This is a genomic window from Bradyrhizobium sp. 25ACV (assembly GCF_054863005.1).
In genome coordinates this window covers 444065-462267 of record NZ_JAVAYO010000005.1, presented here as the reverse complement: position 1 = coordinate 462267, position 18203 = coordinate 444065, and the positions used below count along the sequence as shown (strand labels likewise).

16 protein-coding genes are annotated in these 18203 nt (G+C 64.8%); 13 read left to right on the top strand and 3 right to left on the bottom strand.

Features of this window, described 5'->3' with window-relative positions; translation table 11 throughout:
• Window positions 1–441 precede the first annotated feature (441 nt).
• From RAD04_RS14965 to RAD04_RS14950, 4 genes are all read left to right on the top strand, one after another.
• Entirely contained in the window at window positions 442–1206 is a 765-nt protein-coding gene (locus tag RAD04_RS14965) for an alpha/beta fold hydrolase (RefSeq protein ID WP_461624367.1), read from the top strand.
• 23 nt (window positions 1207–1229) lie between these two features.
• The gene (locus RAD04_RS14960) at window positions 1230–1571 is read left to right on the top strand and encodes a hypothetical protein (RefSeq protein WP_091962096.1); all 342 of its coding nucleotides are present in this window, start codon (window positions 1230–1232) and stop codon (window positions 1569–1571) included.
• A gap of 51 nt (window positions 1572–1622) precedes the next feature.
• On the top strand, window positions 1623–2294 hold the full coding sequence (locus tag RAD04_RS14955; protein WP_461624366.1) for a dienelactone hydrolase family protein: 672 nt from the start codon (window positions 1623–1625) through the stop codon (window positions 2292–2294).
• A gap of 123 nt (window positions 2295–2417) precedes the next feature.
• A complete protein-coding gene (locus tag RAD04_RS14950; RefSeq protein ID WP_461624365.1) occupies window positions 2418–2900 on the top strand; it encodes a hypothetical protein in 483 nt (160 codons plus the stop codon).
• Window position 2901: 1 nt separating this feature from the next.
• Here RAD04_RS14950 and RAD04_RS14945 read toward each other — a convergent pair whose 3' ends face one another.
• From RAD04_RS14945 to RAD04_RS14935, 3 genes are all read right to left on the bottom strand, one after another.
• Window positions 2902–3648: a polysaccharide biosynthesis/export family protein gene (locus RAD04_RS14945; protein ID WP_461624364.1), complete on the bottom strand. Its 747-nt coding sequence runs from the start codon at window positions 3646–3648 to the stop codon at window positions 2902–2904.
• A 130-nt stretch (window positions 3649–3778) separates the two neighbouring features.
• The gene (msrA, locus tag RAD04_RS14940) at window positions 3779–4435 is read right to left on the bottom strand and encodes a peptide-methionine (S)-S-oxide reductase MsrA (protein WP_461624363.1); all 657 of its coding nucleotides are present in this window, start codon (window positions 4433–4435) and stop codon (window positions 3779–3781) included.
• A 151-nt stretch (window positions 4436–4586) separates the two neighbouring features.
• A complete protein-coding gene (locus RAD04_RS14935; RefSeq protein WP_028139549.1) occupies window positions 4587–4904 on the bottom strand; it encodes a hypothetical protein in 318 nt (105 codons plus the stop codon).
• 378 nt (window positions 4905–5282) lie between these two features.
• Between RAD04_RS14935 and rpsT the strand changes: the two genes are divergently transcribed.
• From rpsT to RAD04_RS14890, 9 genes are all read left to right on the top strand, one after another.
• Complete coding sequence (gene rpsT / locus RAD04_RS14930) at window positions 5283–5549, top strand: 30S ribosomal protein S20 (RefSeq protein ID WP_018319466.1); 267 nt, start codon at window positions 5283–5285, stop codon at window positions 5547–5549.
• Between the two features lie 1252 nt (window positions 5550–6801).
• Window positions 6802–8211 (top strand): chromosomal replication initiator protein DnaA, encoded by a 1410-nt coding sequence (gene dnaA / locus RAD04_RS14925; protein WP_461616336.1) that lies wholly within the window; start codon window positions 6802–6804, stop codon window positions 8209–8211.
• A gap of 260 nt (window positions 8212–8471) precedes the next feature.
• Complete coding sequence (dnaN, locus tag RAD04_RS14920; RefSeq protein WP_018319464.1) at window positions 8472–9590, top strand: DNA polymerase III subunit beta; 1119 nt, start codon at window positions 8472–8474, stop codon at window positions 9588–9590.
• Between the two features lie 210 nt (window positions 9591–9800).
• Window positions 9801–10166, top strand: coding sequence for an endonuclease domain-containing protein (locus RAD04_RS14915; protein ID WP_028139547.1), 366 nt, complete (start codon window positions 9801–9803; stop codon window positions 10164–10166).
• 88 nt (window positions 10167–10254) lie between these two features.
• Window positions 10255–11391 carry a DNA replication/repair protein RecF gene (recF, locus tag RAD04_RS14910; RefSeq protein WP_461624362.1) on the top strand — a complete coding sequence of 379 codons (1137 nt, stop codon included), beginning with the start codon at window positions 10255–10257 and terminating at the stop codon, window positions 11389–11391.
• 119 nt (window positions 11392–11510) lie between these two features.
• The gene (locus RAD04_RS14905; protein ID WP_461624361.1) at window positions 11511–12254 is read left to right on the top strand and encodes a hypothetical protein; all 744 of its coding nucleotides are present in this window, start codon (window positions 11511–11513) and stop codon (window positions 12252–12254) included.
• 157 nt (window positions 12255–12411) lie between these two features.
• Complete coding sequence (locus tag RAD04_RS14900; RefSeq protein ID WP_461624360.1) at window positions 12412–14556, top strand: hypothetical protein; 2145 nt, start codon at window positions 12412–12414, stop codon at window positions 14554–14556.
• A 339-nt stretch (window positions 14557–14895) separates the two neighbouring features.
• Window positions 14896–17331, top strand: coding sequence for a DNA topoisomerase (ATP-hydrolyzing) subunit B (gyrB, locus tag RAD04_RS14895; protein ID WP_461624359.1), 2436 nt, complete (start codon window positions 14896–14898; stop codon window positions 17329–17331).
• Between the two features lie 307 nt (window positions 17332–17638).
• Window positions 17639–18106: a hypothetical protein gene (locus RAD04_RS14890; RefSeq protein WP_461624358.1), complete on the top strand. Its 468-nt coding sequence runs from the start codon at window positions 17639–17641 to the stop codon at window positions 18104–18106.
• The last annotated feature ends 97 nt before the right edge of the window (window positions 18107–18203 follow it).

Sequence of the window (18203 nt, the reverse complement as noted above, 5' to 3'; positions counted from 1 at the left end):
CCCACCGGGCTGGCGTCAGCCTTGGCGGCGAGAATGATCGGGTTCGCGTGCCGTGGCAAATGCAATTTGGAACGAGTCGAAAAAACCCTCTGCCCTCGCTCGTTGTGCGCCGCGCCAACGGCGCCAACGCAGCCACTGGACACAACAGCGCGTGCGTCAGACATGCGTGCCATCGCGTTCAGGCAGTTTCTTCCAGGTAACTTGGCGAAGTAGAATGCAGCCAACCGCGAACCTTACCCTCCGCAGGAGGGGGAGGGTCGATCGCGCGGAGCGCGAGCGGGGTGGGGTGATCTCTCCACGAGAAACACTGTTCGAGATGGAGAGACTGTCACCCCGCCCCGTCTCACATTTCGCTGCGCTCAATGTGAGCCGACCCTCCCCCTCCAGGGGAGGGTGAAACACTGAGATTGCGGCTAGAACAAAAAGAAAGGGGCGGAAACAATGCCAAGGATCGATCGGGACGGCGTCGGAATCTACTACGAAGTTCACGGCAACGGTCCGCCGCTGCTGCTCACCCACGGTTATTCCTCGACGTCGGCGATGTGGCAAGGGCAGGTCGATGCGCTCGCGAAGGATCACACGCTGATCCTGTGGGACATGCGCGGCCACGGCCAGTCCGATTATCCCGATGACCCCAACGCCTATAGCGAAGCGCTGACGGTCGGCGATATGGCGGCGATCCTCAACGCTGTCGGCGCTGAGCGCGCGATCATCGGTGGTCTCTCGCTCGGCGGCTACATGTCGCTCGCGTTCTATCGCACCTATCCGCAAGCCGCCCGTGCGCTGCTGATCATCGACACCGGCCCCGGCTTCAAGAAGGACGAAGCGCGTGAGGCCTGGAACGCGCGGGCGCTCGGCACCGCCGACAAGCTCGATCGCGAAGGTCTCGACATGCTGAAGTCGGCGACGCGCGAGCGCGCTACTGCGAACCATCGCAACGCCAGGGGATTGGCGCTCGCCGCGCGCGGCATGCTGACCCAGCGGGATGCGCGCGTGATCGAGCTGCTGCCCGACATCAAGGTGCCCTGCCTGATCGTGGTCGGCGCCGACGACACGCCGTTCCTGGCCGCGTCCGATTACATGGCGGCAAAAATCCCCGGCGCACAAAAGGTCGTGATCCCCGCGGCCGGCCACGCCGTCAACATCGATCAGCCCAAGGCTTTGGTTGACGCGGTCGTGCCTTTCCTGAAGAACTTGCCGGCATAGGCCGGATAATGGGGACGTCGACCATGATGCGAGCGATCTTCGCGGCGGGCGCAATGGCGGCGCTGCTATCGTCGGCGGCGCAGGCCGAACCCTTCGGCGCGGTGCCGCCGCGCCAGCCCTTCGTCACGACCTTGTCGAACAATACGCCGCTCGCCTTCGGCATGGATGCCGAGCAGTCCGCCCGCGCTCTCGGGCAGCCGCTGCAATATGTGCGCGGGCGTCCCGGCAACGAGATCTATCTCGCGCTGCGTAACATCGGCGGCAGCGGCTTGATCCCCTACCGCCACCGCCTGTTCCTGCAATTCCGTCATGGACGGCTGGCCGGCTGGAAGGAGGATTACGGCGAGAACTGGATGTGGGAATAGGTACTGCCCCTCCTCCTGAGAATTCCGCGATAACCAAGAAGGACAACCCGCGTGGGACAAGACATCAAGCTGACGGCCTCCGACAATTTCCAGTTTGGCGCCTATCGCGCTGATCCCGGCGGTACGCCGAAGGGCGCGGTGGTGGTGATCCAGGAGATCTTTGGCGTCAATCACCACATCCGCTCGGTCTGCGACCGCCTCGCCGGGGAAGGCTATGTGGCGATCGCACCATCGATCTTCGACCGCACCGCGCCGGGCTTCCAGTCGGGCTATTCGCCCGATGAGGTCGCCGAAGCCCGCAAGTTCGTCGCCAGCCCCGATTGGGCCGCGATGCTGCGCGACACCCAGGCCGCGATCGATGCGGTGAAGAGCGTGGGTCCGGTGGGCATCATCGGCTTTTGCTTGGGCGGCAGCATCGCCTTTGTCGCGGCGACGCGGCTGTCGGGACTGAAGGCTGCGATTGGATATTACGGCGGCGCGGTCGTGCGCTTCGCCGACGAGACGCCGAAGGTGCCGACGCAACTGCATTTCGGCGAGAAGGATGCAGGCATCCCGCTGACCGACGTCGAGACCATCAAGTCGAAGCGGCCGGACGTGGAGGTGTTCGTCTATCCGGCCGCGCAGCACGGCTTCCATTGCGACGAGCGCGCGAGCTACGACAAGGCCAGCGCCGACATCGCCTGGCCGCGCAGCATGGACTTTTTCGCGAAGCATTTGAAATAGGGATGAACTCTCTCCACAAGGAGAGACAACCACGCTGCGTCCCCTCGCAGGAATCGGGTGGCTGCATCCTGCCGCCCGGCGATAGAGCTGGCCAATCGAGCCAACTCACGCTGGGAGATCGCCATGCCGCAAGCCATCACGCACCTCGTCATCCGCAATCCGTTCGGAACCATGGATGTCCCCTCACCCGATGATTCCGAGGTGATGGATTATGCCGCGACGGCCACGCTGCCTGGTGATGCCGCGGACGGCAATGCGCCGGCGTGGGCAGCGATCGCGGCGCCATCCGATCCGCTCGAAGGCATCTGGGCGAGCCGCTGGAATGGCGGCGCCGATCCGACCATCGCCGGCGACACGGCCGAGACATGGAAACAAGGGCGCGCGGACGTGCGCATCACGGGCAGCCGGATCTATCTGCGCTTCGACTGGGACAATGGCCGCCGGCACGGGCTGATCGAGGCCGCGCGCGAGGGCGCGGATCGGCTGGTCGGAAAATACGTCAACTTGACCACGCCGGCGATCACACGTCCCTGGATCGGACGCGTGGTCGACGCTAACAGGATCGACGGATGCTTTCCGGAGGGGCGGCTGGATTTCAGGCGGTGAGCTAGAACCAGCGCTCGCCGACGAACACGGTGTCGCCGGGGTTCAAGGGGGTGCCGAGCGGCACCACGGCGCGCATGGAGCCGCCGTTCTCGGTGTGCGTGATGGTGACCACGTCGCGCTTGGCGCGGGGCGAGAAGCCGCCGGCGATTGCGACCGCGCTCTCGACCGTCATGTTCGGCACGTAAGGATATTGGCCGGGCGCCGTGACTTCGCCGAGAATGAAGAACGGGCGATAGGCCTCGATCTCGACCGCGACCGAGGGCTCGCGGATGTAACCGTTGCGCAGGCGCGCGGCGATCTCGCCCGCAAGGCCCGCCGTGGTGCGGCCGCGGGCCGGCACTGCGCCGATCAGCGGCATGGTGATGGAGCCGCCGGCATCGATGGCGTAGCTGTTGGTGAGACCTTCCTGGCCGTAGACCACGACGCGGAGCTTGTCGCCGGCGTCGAGATGGTAGGAAGCGTCATAGCGCACCGGCGCCGCCATCGGGGCGGCGTAGCCGGCCGGCATGGGTGCGGGCGAAGAGGCAAAGGAATTACGCAGCGCGCCGATGGCGCCGCCTCCGTCAGCGACGACAACCGGTTGCGGCGCACTGTAGGGCTGGCCATAGGCCATGGAATCGAGATCGGCGCGCGGCTGCATGACCGCGACGGGGCCGGCGGTCTGCATGCAGCCGCCAAGAGTCAGCGCGGCGGACGCTGCCAGGGACGCTGCCAAGATCGACCATCGAAACGCGCGTGCAACCGGCACCGGACCAATCCCTCGAAACGAGACGGCTTAAGTGATGCACCGGTTATGGTTAATAAAGCGTTGAGCGGGGCGGCTGTGACCGTCGCACCCTCCCCCGGAGGGGGAGGGTAAGCAAAATGCGTCGTCTCGCCTACGCGCTCACGCCGACGCCGATCGGGCAGGACACGCCGGTGCCCCCTAAGCCGCAATAGCCGGCGGGATTCTTCGCCAGATATTGCTGATGGTAGTCCTCGGCGAAATAGAATTCGCCCGATGGCGCGATCTCGGTGGTGATGGCACCGAGGCCTTTGGCTGCGAGCGCCTTCTGATAGAGCGCCTTCGACTCATTGGCCGCCTTCTTCTGCGCATCGGAAGTGGTATAGATCGCACTACGATATTGCGTGCCGACGTCGTTGCCCTGACGCATGCCCTGCGTCGGGTTGTGGCTCTCCCAGAACGTCTTCAGCAGCGTCTCGTAAGAAATCCTGTTCGGATCGAACACGACCAGCACCACTTCGGTGTGACCGGTTCGTCCCGAGCAGGTCTCTTCATAGGTCGGGTTCGGCGTGTGGCCGCCGGCATAGCCGACGGCGGTGGTGTAGATGCCATCGCCGAGCTGCCAGAACTTGCGCTCGGCGCCCCAGAAGCAGCCGAGCCCGAACACGGCCTGCTCGAGGCCCGCGGGATAAGGCGGCTTGAGCGTGCTGCCGTTGACGAAATGGAAGGTCGCGGTCGGAATAGCTTGCGCGCGGCCGGGCAGCGCCTCGGCTGCGCTCGGCAATGCGGTGGTCTTGCGCATGAACAGCATGATTGGATCTCCGCAAACGAGCCGTCCGTCGCCTGAACCAGATGCTCAGGCGGCGTGCTCGCGGTCAGGTGGGAATATAGGGATCTACGCTGGCGAGGGCAGCCTTGTTACGCCGCACGCCTCGCGAGCGCTCAATCCCGGGAATTGAAGTTCAATCCCGGGAATAGCCGATCAGCGGTTTCCGCGGCCGGAACAGGATCATCAGCAGGATGCCGAGAATGCCGAGGACGGCGAACACCGGCTGATCCAGCAGCAGGCGGATCACCGAGGTCCAGAGCCAGGGCGCCTTGGCCTCGACCCAGGTGCGGAATGCAGATTGGCTGGCCTGATTGATGTCGTTCCAGAACTGGCCGAACCGGGTGAATTTGAGGGTCTGGTCGGCCACCCAGCGGGCGCCGTCATAGACCATGAAGATGAACCCGCCAGCGAGCAGCAACAGCCCAATCAGTCGGAAAAAACCGCGGATCATGCCTCACCTTATATGGTCGTCCGATCGGAGGAGCCGACAAAACGCCGCCAGCCAATAGCCGGGAGACGGCAGAAATTCAACCTCTTCAGGGCGTTACGACGCCCTTGGAGGGCCTCGGGGGCCGCTTTTCCAGCCTGGAAAGCGTTGACGGTGCCGAAGACCCTCTCTATAAGGGCGCCAACTGGCGGCGGGCGCAATCCTGCCGCCGCTGTTCTTTGAGCAGTTGCAGGCTCCTTGAGCTTTGAGCTCTTTGCGGCCTCATGTTCCGGGGACAGCCCAGCAACCGAACACCCTAAATCCGAGCGTCGATTCCGCGGTCAAGCAAGCCGGCGCTACCCGACCAAGACGCGACCGGTACCCGCAAAGGATATTGAGACTATGGCCAATACCACTTCCGCCAAGAAAGCGACGCGCAAGATCGCCCGCCGCACCGCCGTCAACAAGTCGCGCCGCACCCAGATGCGCGGTGCCGTGCGCAACGTCGAAGAAGCCATCGCGACCGGCGACCGCGCCGCTGCCGTGAAGGCGCTGGCGAATGCCGAGCCCGCCTTGATGCGCGCCGCCCAGCGCAACATCATTCACAAGAACAACGCCAGCCGCAAAGTCTCGCGCCTCACCGCGCAGATCGCCAAGCTCGCCAAGTAACGAGCCAAGTAACGAACCAGGTAACGGCGAACCAATCGGTCGGCCGATCCGATCGAACATCGCACGCGTCAAACAGCCCGGCATCGCGCCGGGCTTTTTTGTTGCCCGTCATATTCACTCAACCGGTCACGCCACAGTCGATCTTCGATCGGAAGGTTTGCACCGCCTGCGCTATTCTTCGTTCCGTAGTTCTACCTGCCGATGTTTTGCAACAGTGGAAACTTTCACCGCGTTGCAAAAACCCCTGTGCTGCGGGGCTAAGATGAATTCCCGCACGCAGGAGTTCTGCACACCGTAGATTCACCGGAACGCGCGTGGCTGTGGAGTTACCCTGTGAAACGAGACTCAAAAAGCGATGTCTCGCTAATCACTTATCGACATAGCGACCGCAAGCATTTGGAAAATTCGCCGACACGTCCGGCGCGTGACGAATTTGTAAAAATTTTTTTAGCAGTGACGGAGAATTGTCACATGATGCCCGGCATTCTCGATTCTGTGCACGAATCCAAAAACTTGCTTCCGAGCCTGTGAACAACTCCCGCGCGGCGTTAACCGAGGTCAAGTTTTTTGACGCCTCAAGTGTGAATCAATTTCGTTGCGAGTCTTTCCGCATAGTGTATTCCTTAAGTCGTCAGCGGCGCCCACGATCTTCAGACCAGCGCGGTTTAGGAAACGGGGCGAGCGTGCAAATCGGCGGCGGTGTGCACGTAGGCGACGCTTCAAAAAGCGAATGTCGGATCAAAAACCCATAGCAATATGGGAATGGTATCTCTTTGTCTGAATGTCTCCTAGAGGGATCTTACGTATCCCGATCTCGCGAGGCGCACGGACATCGCAAAGTTATCCCGACAAGAGCGATGGCGAAGCCGAGCGGACGAGCAGTGCAGACGGGCAGGGGCATCAGCGATTTTCGTCGCGGGCGTCTTCAGAAGCAGGACCTTGTCGTGAGCGATCACGGCAGGACGGGGAGGTATCATGTCCTACGGATTCAACGCGGTATTGACACAAGTTCCATCGTTCAACGATGCCGTCTCCGATCCGTCCTGCGTTCAGCCTCCCACATGCGAGGGCGCGTCGAGTACGCGCTGACCTCGCGAACCCTCCATCTCCGACCTCGCTGATCTGACCGCGGCGTTTGCGCCGAACGGTCGAGCTATGCCTGACGATGGACTCGCTTGAGGTCGCGCCATGACAGGAAACCCTGCTTGGCGCTCACCACGCAACCTTATCTCTCAAGAGAAGTTTTCTGACGATGACAATGGAACAGGATCGCTGGTCACGCGTGAAGGGTCGGCTGCGCTCGAGCGTTGGCGAAGACGTTTACACGAGCTGGTTTGCGCGCATGGATCTGGAAGGCGTGCAGGAGGAGAGCGTGCGGCTCTCGGTGCCAACCCGGTTCCTGAAGAGCTGGATTCAGGCTCATTATGCCGAGCGCGTGCTGTCGTGCTGGCAGGCCGAGATGCCGGAAGTGCATCGCATCGACCTCACGGTGCGTTCGGCCGTGCGCCCGGTGATACAGCCGAAGGAAGCCCCCGCGCCGGTCGAGACGCGACGCACGCCCACACCGGAGCTGCGCTCGACCGCGACCGCGCCGGTGTCGGCCAATCATGATGCGCTCGGCGGCTCGCCGCTCGATCCGCGCCTGACCTTCGCGAGCTTTGTCGTCGGCCGTTCCAACACGCTGGCGCATGCGGCCGCGCGTCAGGTCGCCGAAGGTCGCCGCGGCGACCCCGTGATGTTCAACCCGCTCTACATCCATGCCGGCGTCGGCCTCGGCAAGACGCATCTGCTCCAGGCGGTGACCTGGGCCGGCAACTCCGGCAACGAGCGCAAGGTGCTGTACCTCACGGCAGAAAAATTCATGTACGGCTTCGTCGCCGCGCTGAAGACGCAGACGGCGCTGGCCTTCAAGGAAGCGCTGCGCGGCATCGACGTGCTGGTGATCGACGATCTGCAGTTCCTGCAGGGCAAGTCGACCCAGGCCGAGTTCTGTCACACGCTGAACGCGCTGATCGACGCCGGCCGCCAGGTCGTGATCGCGGCCGACCGGCCGCCGTCCGATCTCGAAAGCCTCGACGACCGCGTCCGCTCGCGGCTCGCCGGCGGCCTCGTGGTCGAGATGGGCTCGCTCGGCGAAGAGCTGCGCCACGGCATCCTCAAGTCGCGCGTCGCCGCGGCCCGCGCCCATCATGCGACCTTCGAGGTGCCGGAGGAGGTGCTGCATTATCTGGCGCGCACCATCACCCATAACGGCCGCGACCTCGAAGGCGCGATCAACCGCCTGCTGGCGCACTCGAAGCTCAACAACCGGCCGGTGACGCTGGAGATGGCCGAGCACGAGGTGCGCGACCTGGTCCGGCCGCAGGAGCCGAAGCGGATCAAGATCGAGGACATCCAGCGCGTGGTGGCGCGGCAGTATAATGTCAGCCGCTCCGACCTGCTCTCCTCGCGCCGCACCGCCAACGTGGTGCGCCCGCGCCAGGTGGCGATGTATCTCGCCAAGACGCTGACCCTGCGCTCGCTCCCCGAGATCGGCCGCCGCTTCGGCGGGCGCGACCACACCACGGTGCTGCACGCCGTGCGCAAAATCGAGGCCCTGGTCTCCAAGGACACCGCACTGTCCGAGGAGGTGGAGTCGCTGAAGCGCCAGCTTCAGGAATAAACGCCTAAGGCGCTCCTGCCATTCCCCCGCCGCCCCGGCCATGCCTGGGCGGCGGTTTTCGTTTGGGCGGTAAATCGTGGGAATCGTGCGGAACTGGCCCCCGATCCCTTGAATCCGGGGGCCATCCGAGCCACCTTGCGCGACCCTGGCGGCTTTGGTCATATCGGTTGGATGGCCCTGACCTGCCGGGGTCATCGGTGCCGCGGCGGGGCTTTTCGACCGCCCGGCTTCTTCATTTTGGGGATCGGGCGAGTAGTGCAATGAAGGTTACGGTCGAACGCGCGCAACTCCTAAAGTCACTGGGCCACGTCCACCGCGTGGTCGAGCGCCGCAACACGATTCCGATCCTCGGCAACGTGCTGGTCCGGGCCGAGAACGCCAAATTGTCGCTGAAGGCGACCGACCTCGACCTCGAGGTGACGGAGACGCTGCCGGCGGAAACCGCGACCGCGGGCTCCACCACCGTGCCGGCGCACATGTTCTACGACATCGTTCGCAAGCTGCCGGACGGCTCGCAGATCGTGCTGGAGGCCGACGGCGACCGCGCCGTGCTGGCGATCCGCGCCGGCCGCTCGCGCTTCACGCTGCAGACCCTGCCGGAGAATGATTTCCCGGATCTGGCCGCCGGCGACATGTCGCACTCCTTCTCGCTCGCCGCCAAGGACGTCAAGCGGCTGATCGACCGCACCCAGTTCGCGATCTCCACCGAGGAGACCCGCTATTATCTCAACGGCATCTACCTGCACGCCGCGGGCACGCCCAAGGCTGCGACCTTACGCGGCGTCGCCACCGACGGCCACCGCCTCGCCCAGCTCGATTTGGTGCAGCCCAAAGGCGCCGAGGGCATGCCCGGCGTGATCGTGCCGCGCAAGACCGTCGGCGAGGTGCAGCGCCTGATCGAGGACACCGACGCCGAGATGACGATCGAGCTGTCGCAGGCAAAGATCCGCTTCACGATCGGTAACGTCGTGCTGACCTCGAAACTGATCGACGGCACCTTCCCCGACTACGGCCGCGTCATTCCGCAGGGCAACGACAAGGAGCTCGTCGTCGACAAGAAGGACTTCGAGAACGCGGTCGACCGCGTCTCGACGATCTCCAGCGAGCGCGGCCGGGCGGTGAAGCTGTCGCTGTCGCCGGGCAAGCTGGTTCTGTCGGTGACCAATCCGGATTCCGGCAGCGCGACCGAAGAGCTCGAGGTCGAATACGCCTCCGACGCTCTCGATATCGGCTTCAACTCCCGCTATTTGCTCGACATCGCCGCCCAGATCGAAGGCGACGTCGCAACGCTCAGACTCGCCGATCCCGGCTCGCCCACCCTGGTGCAAGACCGGGACGACAAGAGCGCGCTGTATGTGCTGATGCCGATGCGGGTGTGAGGGACGTGCTCCCCCTCTCGCGATACCTTGTACGCGGAGACAACCCCTCACCCGGCTTCGCTGCGCGAAGCCACCCTCTCCCACAAGGGGAGAGGGTGAAGCTACAGCCTTCCCTGTCGCCACAAGCGCGACGCACATTGTTGTGCCCTCTCCCCTTGTGGGAGAGGGCATCTCCGCTGGCGGATACACACTCAGTCGGGTGAGGGGTTCGTGCCGCAGGAGCCATCCCATCGGCCAGTCGCTAAGCGTCTCCGCCAATTCGCGAAGAACATGCGGCACGAACCAACCGATGCTGAAACCGCAATGTGGCGCTTGTTGAGGGATCGTCGGCTCTCCACTTTCAAGTTTCGCCGACAGGTACCGTTCAAAAACTACATTCTCGATTTCGTCTGCTTCGAGAAGCGCCTCGTGATCGAGATCGACGGAAGCCAACACTCGGAATCGCAGCGAGACGCGACGCGTGAGGCGACGCTTGCTGCCGAAGGGTTTTGGACATTGCGCTACTGGAACAACGACGTGCTACAGCAGCCCGCTTCTGTATTGGAGGATATCCTTGCAAAGCTTGCCGGGCGGTAAGATACCCCTCACCCGTCGCCTCACTGCGTGAGGCGCCACCCTCTCCCACAAGGGGAGAGGGGAAGAATCGCGCCGGAACGAATAACTGATGACCCCCTCCCGCATTCATCGCCTGGCGCTGACGCATTTTCGCAATTATCGGGCGGCGGGGCTCGAGACGGCGGCTGACATGGTGGCGCTGGTCGGGCCGAACGGGGCGGGCAAGACCAATTGCATCGAGGCGATCTCGTTTCTCTCGCCCGGGCGCGGCTTGCGGCGGGCGACGCTGGAAGACGTCGCCGACAACCAGGGCGACGGATCCTGGGCCGTCTCGGCGCAGGTCGAGGGCGCGCTGGGGCTGGCCACGCTCGGCACCGGCATCGATGCGCCGCGGCCTGACGGCGCGGTGAGCCGGCGCTGCCGCATCGACCGCGAGCCGGTGGGGTCCGCGACGGCCTTCGGCGACCATATCCGCATGGTGTGGCTGACGCCGGCGATGGACGGGCTGTTCATGGGCGCAGGCTCGGAACGGCGGCGCTTCTTCGACCGCTTGGTGCTGGCGATCGACAATGAGCATTCGAGCCGCATCAACGCGCTGGAGCGCTCGCTGCGCTCGCGCAACCGCCTGCTCGAAACCCGCAATTACGACGACCATTGGTGCGACGCGATCGAGCGCGAGACCGCGGAGCTTGCGGTCGCGGTCGCGGCGACGCGCGGCCAGACCGCGGCAAGGCTCACCGGCATGCTCAATGCGCGCGCGCAGGCCTCCGCCTTTCCCTCGGCGCAGATCGCGCTCGACGGCTGGATGGAGAACGCGCTGCTGACCGAGACGGCGACGTCGGTCGAGGATCGCTACCGCCAGATCCTGCGCGACAACCGGCCGCGCGATGCCATCGCCGGCCGCACCACCGACGGTCCGCATCTCACCGATCTCCAGGTGATCTATGCGCCGAAAAGCATGCCCGCGCGTGATGCGTCCACGGGCGAGCAGAAGGCGCTGCTGATCGGGCTGGTGCTGGCGCATGCGAGCCTGGTCGCCGAGATGACCGGCATCGTGCCGCTGCTGCTGCTCGACGAGGTCGTCGCCCATCTCGATCCTAGCAGGCGCGCCGCGCTGTTCGACGAGTTGCGCAAGCTCGGCGCGCAGGTGTGGTTGACCGGAGCGGATCCGGCGGCCTTCGCCGAGATCGGCGCTGGAGGCGAAGTCTTCGACGTCGAGAGCGGACAGGTCTCGTCCCGACGCTAGGCCTCCGGGTTGAACCCGCTCTGTTCCATCAGCGACTAGCTGTCTGAAGCGGCGCCGACGGTGTCGCCGTTGTGCAATCGCGCAGTATTTTTCACGCGCGCGATGCTTGGAGCATAGGCATGACGACGGTAAGGCATGGGGCGACAGCTCCCGCGCGGTGGCAACTTCTTGCGTGCGGCCTCGCTCTGTTCGCGAGTTGCCTGCTCGCAGCAAGCGCCGGCGCCTGGGTATCGAATTTGTCGCCGCTGTTCTCGATCGCGCTCACGCCGGATCCCGATGCGCGGCTGCCCGCGCCGACCCGCTACCTCTATCGAGGCACCCACACGACCGTCATGCCCGGCGTCGAAGCCCCGCTCCGCACCAGGCTCGAAACCACCGTGCCCGCAGAGCTCGGCGACGTCCTCAGCTTCTATCGCACGGAGCTCGGAAAGCTTGGCTGGCAGGAACAGCCCGATGGCGCGGTGATCGCAACCGATCACGCCCAGCTCGCTTTCGCCTCCCCGCTGGGGCCGGCCGCACTGCAGCTCGCCCGCAAGGACAGCAGCACCTCGATCCATCTCGTGCAGAAGAACGCCGATGCGGCGACCCGGGCCAATATCATGCCCGAACCCGGCCAGGCGAAACTGGTGTTCAGCAACATCAGCGGGAGGGATGCGGCGCTCACGATCAACGCACGAACCGTCAAGCGCGCCGCCGGCGCCAATGCGGTATCGCTGGATCTGGCGCCCGGCAAGTATTCCTACGAACTGACCGTACCGGACCATTCAGCCACCACGAACGTCCTCACCCTTGCCGCCGGCGATACCTGGGAGCTCACGATCGGGCGCGACGGCGACGCCTGGCCGCCGCTCCAGCTGTATTGAGCCATGCCTGCCTGATCAGGCCCGTGACGCCGCTCGTACGCCGTCCGTTGAACCTCTCCGGTTCCCATCGCGACTTCTCGTCTGAGGCCGCGCGCCGAGGTGTCGCAGCCTGCCCATGCGCAGGGCGACGGCCCGCGCGACACCCAGGAGTTTGACGATGCCGATGATCCCGCGCGGGGCGCAAGTCCCGGCAAGATGGCTGCTGCTTGCCTGCGGCGTTCTCGCGATGGCGAGCACGTCGTATCCCGCGGACGCGGCAGACGAAAGCTTCGTCGACGTCCATACGCTGCCGCGGCTCGACGGCGCGGTGGAGGATACTTCGCGCCCCGACACCTATCGCCTGATCTACACCGTCCCGACCGCGCTTGCCGCCACGTCGGACGCCACGAAGAAGCTGTTGAGCGCCGACGGCTGGGTGCCCTATGTGTATCCACTGGACGAGAAGAGTGCCGCGCTGACCTTCAAGAAGGGACAGCAGGGGCTGCGCGTCTCCTTCACGCAGGCGCGCGGGCGCCCCGACCAATCCGCCGTGTTCTACACGCCGAACCGGATCTATGCGAACGTGCCGTTCCCGGACGGCGCGACCGATCTCGTGTTCGACGAGACCCGACCCTATCTCGGCTGCATCGCACCCGGTGCGTTCGAGGCGACTTCGGAGTTCTTCACGAAGGACATGGCGGCGATCGGCTGGCGCAAGCTCACGCCTGAAACGTCCTCGCGCTGGCCGAACGCCGATCTTGACGGCACCGTCCCGAACGGCGTGCGCGTCTTTTACGACCACCCCGATCGCGACGCGACGCACATCTACCAGAAGCCGGTGATGCTGACCCTGACACGACGCGACGACGGCCGCACCAATGTCGACATCCGGGTGGCGCCGTTCGCGCTGCCCCGGGAGCTCGAGGCCGACGATGACATGGCGGGCCTGCCGCGGCCGAAGCCGACCAAGTCGGCAAGGAGCCTTGGCAGCGCGAGCTCCAACAAGCGCGAGATATCGGCCGCCGCGATGGCCGAGCTGCCCGCCGTGCTCGCCTTCTATCACCGCGAGCTCGCCGCGCGCGGCTGGCAGGAAGAGGGCGCCGCGCCGCTCGCCCCCGGCGAGGAGGTCGCGATCAAGATCTCCAACGCCGAAGAAACTGGCGTGCTGCGGCTCGGCCGCAAATATGATTTCACGATGATCAGTCTGACCGCGCAGGTGAAGGACTCCGCACTTGCGGCCCGCGCCAAGGCGAAGAAGGAGGCGGACGCGAGGTTCCTCGGCGATGCTTTGGGGGCAGCCCAGCAGCTCATTGCCGCCGATGAGGCCAGGCGAAAGACGCAGGCCGCCTCCCTGTCCGATACGCCGATCACTGCGCTCACGGGCAGCAACACGCCGGTGCCGCTGCCTGAGACCGCCGAGGGCGTGAAATTCGAGGGCGACGATGGCCGGCTGGAATTCTCCTCGACATCGAGCGTGAAGGCACTCACCGCGTTCTATCGCGCATCGCTCAAGCCCGCCGGCTGGAAGGAGCAGCCCTCCGTCATCAACCAGCCCAATATGGCGGTGATGGAATTCTCCAAGAGCGGCAAGTCGATCTCGATGACCGTGATGCAGATGGGACCCAAGGTGAATGTCCGCGCCGAAGGATCGGGGCTGGTGGTGGCCGCCGCGAAGCCGGCGGCCACCGCGGAAGTGCAGGCCAAATCCTCCGAGCCGCTCCAGCCCAAGCTCCCCGTGCCGACACAGCGGTCGTCGACCTCGCTCGCCACCACCAAAATGCCGGGTAGCGAGATGCCGTTCCGCCGCGAGCTGGCAGCCAGCATCCCGGCCCCGCTCGGCGATGTCCTGGCCTTCTACCGCACGGAGCTTTCCAAGCTCGGCTGGCAGGAAAAGGCCGACGGCGCGACCGTGTCCGCCGAACGCGCACAAATCGACTTCACCTCGCCGCAAGGCCCGGCCGTGCTCAAGCTCGGCCGCGCCAAGGGCGAGACCACGGTCAGTCTGGCGCAGAAGAATCCGGATGCCGCTGTGAAGGCCGACATCATGCCGAAGCCCGGCCAGGCCAGACTGATGCTCGGCAATATCGGGGCGAAGGAAGCCTCGCTGACCATCAACAAGCAGACGATGAAGATCGCGGCCGGCGCCGGCGGTCCGCAATCGCCGAAAGGCCCGATGCTCGACCTGCCGCCGGGCACGTACCAGTACGCCCTGCGCATGCCCGGGCGCCCGGCCCACACCGAGACCCTCACCGTCGCCGCCGGCGATGCCTGGGCCCTCCTGGTGGGGCCGAGCGGCGACGTGCTGCCGCTGCAGATGTATTGAGGCTGCTGCGCTTCTGGTCTCCCTGCATCGTCATGCCCGGGACAAAGCCCGGGCATGACAACGGCCTGCGAATGCGCCTCACAAGGCGCCTCTGAAGACCCTTCCCGAGCCCGCAAAAACCACGCCGTTCAACGCCCGAAACACGCCTTCGAATCGGGCTTTTTGCAGCCCTCTAAATCGGCTTTCAAAAGCCTTGAAAACCGGCCTAAAAACCCTATCTAGTCAAAGGGTTGGCGGAAGATACTTTGCGCTAGGCGCAAGCCCTCTTTCGTGGCACAAATAGCCTGCAAATCAGCGCCTTTTGCGCCGCTGATTCGGGCGACATCTCGAAGGCCTCTCATGACAGAACCTGCTCGGCAGCCCGCTGCCGAAAACGAGCCCTCCACCGCGAGCGATTACGGCGCGGAATCGATCCGCGTGCTCAAGGGTCTCGATGCCGTCCGCAAGCGTCCGGGCATGTATATCGGCGACACCGACGACGGCTCCGGCCTGCACCACATGGTCTACGAGGTCGTCGACAACGCGATCGACGAGGCGCTGGCGGGCCACGCCTCGCGCGTCGACGTCGTGCTCAATGCCGACAATTCCGTCACCGTGCGCGACGACGGCCGCGGCATTCCCGTCGACATCCACAAGGGCGAAGGCATCTCGGCGGCCGAGGTCATCATGACCCAGCTGCACGCCGGCGGAAAGTTCGACCAGAACTCATACAAGGTCTCCGGCGGCCTGCACGGCGTCGGCGTCTCCGTCGTCAACGCGCTGTCGAGCAAGCTCGGCTTGCGGATCTGGCGCGACAACAAGGAGCACTACATCGAGTTCGCCCATGGCGATGCCGTCGCACCGCTGGTGGTGGTCGGCGACGCGCCGGGCAAACGCGGCACCGAGGTGACGTTCCTGGCCTCGGGCGAGACCTTCAAGAACATCGAATATGATTTCGCCACGCTCGAGCATCGGCTGCGCGAGCTCGCCTTTCTCAATTCCGGCGTCAACATCGCCCTCTCCGACATGCGTCACGCGGTGGAGAAGCGCGAGGAGATGCACTATTCCGGCGGCGTCGAGGAATTTGTCAAATATCTCGACCGCAACAAGAAGGCGATCGTGCCGGCGCCGATCATGGTGCGCGCGGAAGCCAACGGCATCGGCGTCGAGGCGGCCTTGTGGTGGAACGACAGCTACCACGAGAACGTGCTGTGCTTCACCAACAACATCCCGCAGCGCGACGGCGGCACCCATCTCGCCGGCTTCCGCGGCGCGCTGACGCGCCAGGTCAACGGCTATGCCGAGGCCAATGCGAAAAAGGAAAAGATCGCGCTGACCGGCGACGATTGCCGCGAAGGCCTCACCGCCGTGCTGTCGGTGAAGGTGCCCGATCCGAAATTCTCGTCGCAGACCAAGGACAAGCTGGTGTCCTCGGAAGTGCGCCCGGTGGTCGAGAACGTGCTCAACGAGGCGCTCCAGGCCTGGTTCGAGGAGCATCCCAGCGAAGCCAAGATGATCGTCGGCAAGGTGATCCAGGCCGCCGCCGCGCGCGAGGCTGCGCGTAAAGCGCGCGAGCTGACGCGCAAGAGCCCGCTCTCGGTCTCCTCGCTGCCCGGCAAGCTCGCCGACTGCCAGGAAAAGGATCCGGCCAAATCCGAGCTCTTCATCGTCGAGGGCGACTCGGCAGGCGGCAGCGCCAAGCAGGGCCGCAACCGCGAATTCCAGGCGGTGCTGCCGCTGCGCGGCAAGATCCTCAACGTCGAACGCGTCCGCCCCGACAAGATGCTGTCGAGCGAGCAGATCGGCACGCTGATCACCGCGCTCGGCACCGGCATCAGCGACGAATTCTCGGTCGAGAAGCTGCGCTATCACAAGATCATCGTGATGACGGACGCCGACGTCGACGGCGCCCACATCCGCACGCTGCTGCTGACCTTCTTCTACCGGCAGATGCGCGACATCATCGACGGCGGCTATCTCTATATCGCCCAGCCGCCGCTCTATAAGGTTTCACGCGGCAAGTCCGAGCAGTATCTGAAGGACGAGCGGGCGCTGGAAGACTATCTGATCGACGCCGGCCTCGACGACTGCGTGTACATTCCAGGCACTGGCGGCGACCGGTCCGGCCGCGATCTGCGCGCGCTGGTCGACGACGCCCGCGTGGTCCGCAGCATCCTGCGCAACCTGCACAGCCGCTATAACCGCAAGGTGATCGAGCAGGCCGCCATCACCGGCGTGCTGAACAAGTCGATCTACGGCAATCCCGAGAACGCTGCTGCCGCCGCACAATACATCGCGAGCCGGTTGGACAATCAGGCCGAGGAGGTCGAGCGCGGCTGGATCGGGCAATACGTGGAAGGCCAGGGCTTCCAGTTCGAGCGCACCGTGCGCGGCGTCAAGGAAGCCGCTGTGATCGACGATGCGTTCCTGGGGTCGGCCGAAGCCCGCAAGCTCGACGAGTACACGACGAAGCTGCAGGACGTCTACGCCCGCTCCGGCAAGCTGCGGCGCAAGGATACCGAGCACATGGTCCATGGCCCGGTCGACCTGTTCGAGGCGGTGACCGAGGCCGGCCGCAAGGGCATCTCGCTGCAGCGCTACAAAGGTCTCGGCGAGATGAACCCGGAGCAGCTCTGGGAGACGACGCTGGATACCGACGTGCGCTCGCTGCTGCAGGTGAAGGTCAAGGAGGTCGACGAGGCCGACGACATTTTCACCAAGCTGATGGGCGACGTGGTCGAACCGCGCCGTGACTTCATCCAGGAACATTCGCTCAGCGCGACGATCGATATCTGAGGCTTTGTCGATCTTGGGTTGATCTGCCAGCCGCGCATTCGCTGCAACCTCTCCCGCTTGCGGGGGAGGTCGGCGCGAAGCGCCGGGTGGGGGCTCTCTCCTCGCGGGGACATTCTCCCTAGATTTCGACGATCCCACCGCAGAAGCACCCCCACCCAACCCTCCCCCGCAAGCGGGAGAGGGAGCGCACCGCCGTCTTGGCTACGAGTCCCATTGCACTCTAAGCCGCCCCTGAACCTCACCTTGAGCCATCGCGACGAAGTGGCATGACCCCGTTGGCCGATTCCGGCCGGGAAGCCCTCACGCCATGACCGCCTCTGCAGCACCCAGTTCCGCCCAGCCCTCCCGCCGTCTCGGCATCATCGGCAGCATTGTCGGTGTGCTGGCGCTGATAGCGGCTGTGCTGCCGCGTTGGGTCGTGCCGATGGTGTTTCCGCCGCCGCCGGCCGACCAGGTGATCGTCGACACCGGACATCGCATCAAGGATCGCCTGATCGCACGCGTGAAGGGCGCGGAGTATCAGGCGCCGAAGGTCGAGAAATCCGCCGGGAGAAGCTGGAGGGAAACGGCTTCCGCCACCGCGATCGCGCTCGGCCTGCTCGCCATCCTGCTCTCGGTCCTCTCGCTGATCTTCCGCGAGGAACGCCTCCTGGCCGGCGTGGCCGCCATCCTCGGCACCGGCGCCATTGCGATCGAAATCTCCTTCGTCATGATCGGCGCGCTGATCCTGATCGCGATCCTGTATGTGGTGGGGAATATTATCGGCTTGTTCTAAGCCCCCGGGCTGGCGGACGGGCCGGAGTCGCGGCCAGCACAATTGCTACCGCGCTCAATTCTCTGTAGTTTCCGCCTCCGAAACAGCCCGACCCATT

Bases quoted from the DNA above. Each gene is read 5' to 3' on its own strand.
- RAD04_RS14905 (WP_461624361.1), top strand. From the start codon at position 11,511: ATGACGACGGTAAGGCATGGGGCGACAGCTCCCGCGCGGTGGCAACTT.
- RAD04_RS14900 (WP_461624360.1), top strand. From the start codon at position 12,412: ATGCCGATGATCCCGCGCGGGGCGCAAGTCCCGGCAAGATGGCTGCTG.
- msrA (WP_461624363.1), bottom strand. From the start codon at position 4,435: ATGCTGTTCATGCGCAAGACCACCGCATTGCCGAGCGCAGCCGAGGCG.
- rpsT (WP_018319466.1), top strand. From the start codon at position 5,283: ATGGCCAATACCACTTCCGCCAAGAAAGCGACGCGCAAGATCGCCCGC.
- dnaN (WP_018319464.1), top strand. From the start codon at position 8,472: ATGAAGGTTACGGTCGAACGCGCGCAACTCCTAAAGTCACTGGGCCAC.
- RAD04_RS14965 (WP_461624367.1), top strand. From the start codon at position 442: ATGCCAAGGATCGATCGGGACGGCGTCGGAATCTACTACGAAGTTCAC.
- dnaA (WP_461616336.1), top strand. From the start codon at position 6,802: ATGACAATGGAACAGGATCGCTGGTCACGCGTGAAGGGTCGGCTGCGC.
- RAD04_RS14960 (WP_091962096.1), top strand. From the start codon at position 1,230: ATGATGCGAGCGATCTTCGCGGCGGGCGCAATGGCGGCGCTGCTATCG.
- gyrB (WP_461624359.1), top strand. From the start codon at position 14,896: ATGACAGAACCTGCTCGGCAGCCCGCTGCCGAAAACGAGCCCTCCACC.
- RAD04_RS14890 (WP_461624358.1), top strand. From the start codon at position 17,639: ATGACCGCCTCTGCAGCACCCAGTTCCGCCCAGCCCTCCCGCCGTCTC.
- RAD04_RS14935 (WP_028139549.1), bottom strand. From the start codon at position 4,904: ATGATCCGCGGTTTTTTCCGACTGATTGGGCTGTTGCTGCTCGCTGGC.
- RAD04_RS14950 (WP_461624365.1), top strand. From the start codon at position 2,418: ATGCCGCAAGCCATCACGCACCTCGTCATCCGCAATCCGTTCGGAACC.
- recF (WP_461624362.1), top strand. From the start codon at position 10,255: ATGACCCCCTCCCGCATTCATCGCCTGGCGCTGACGCATTTTCGCAAT.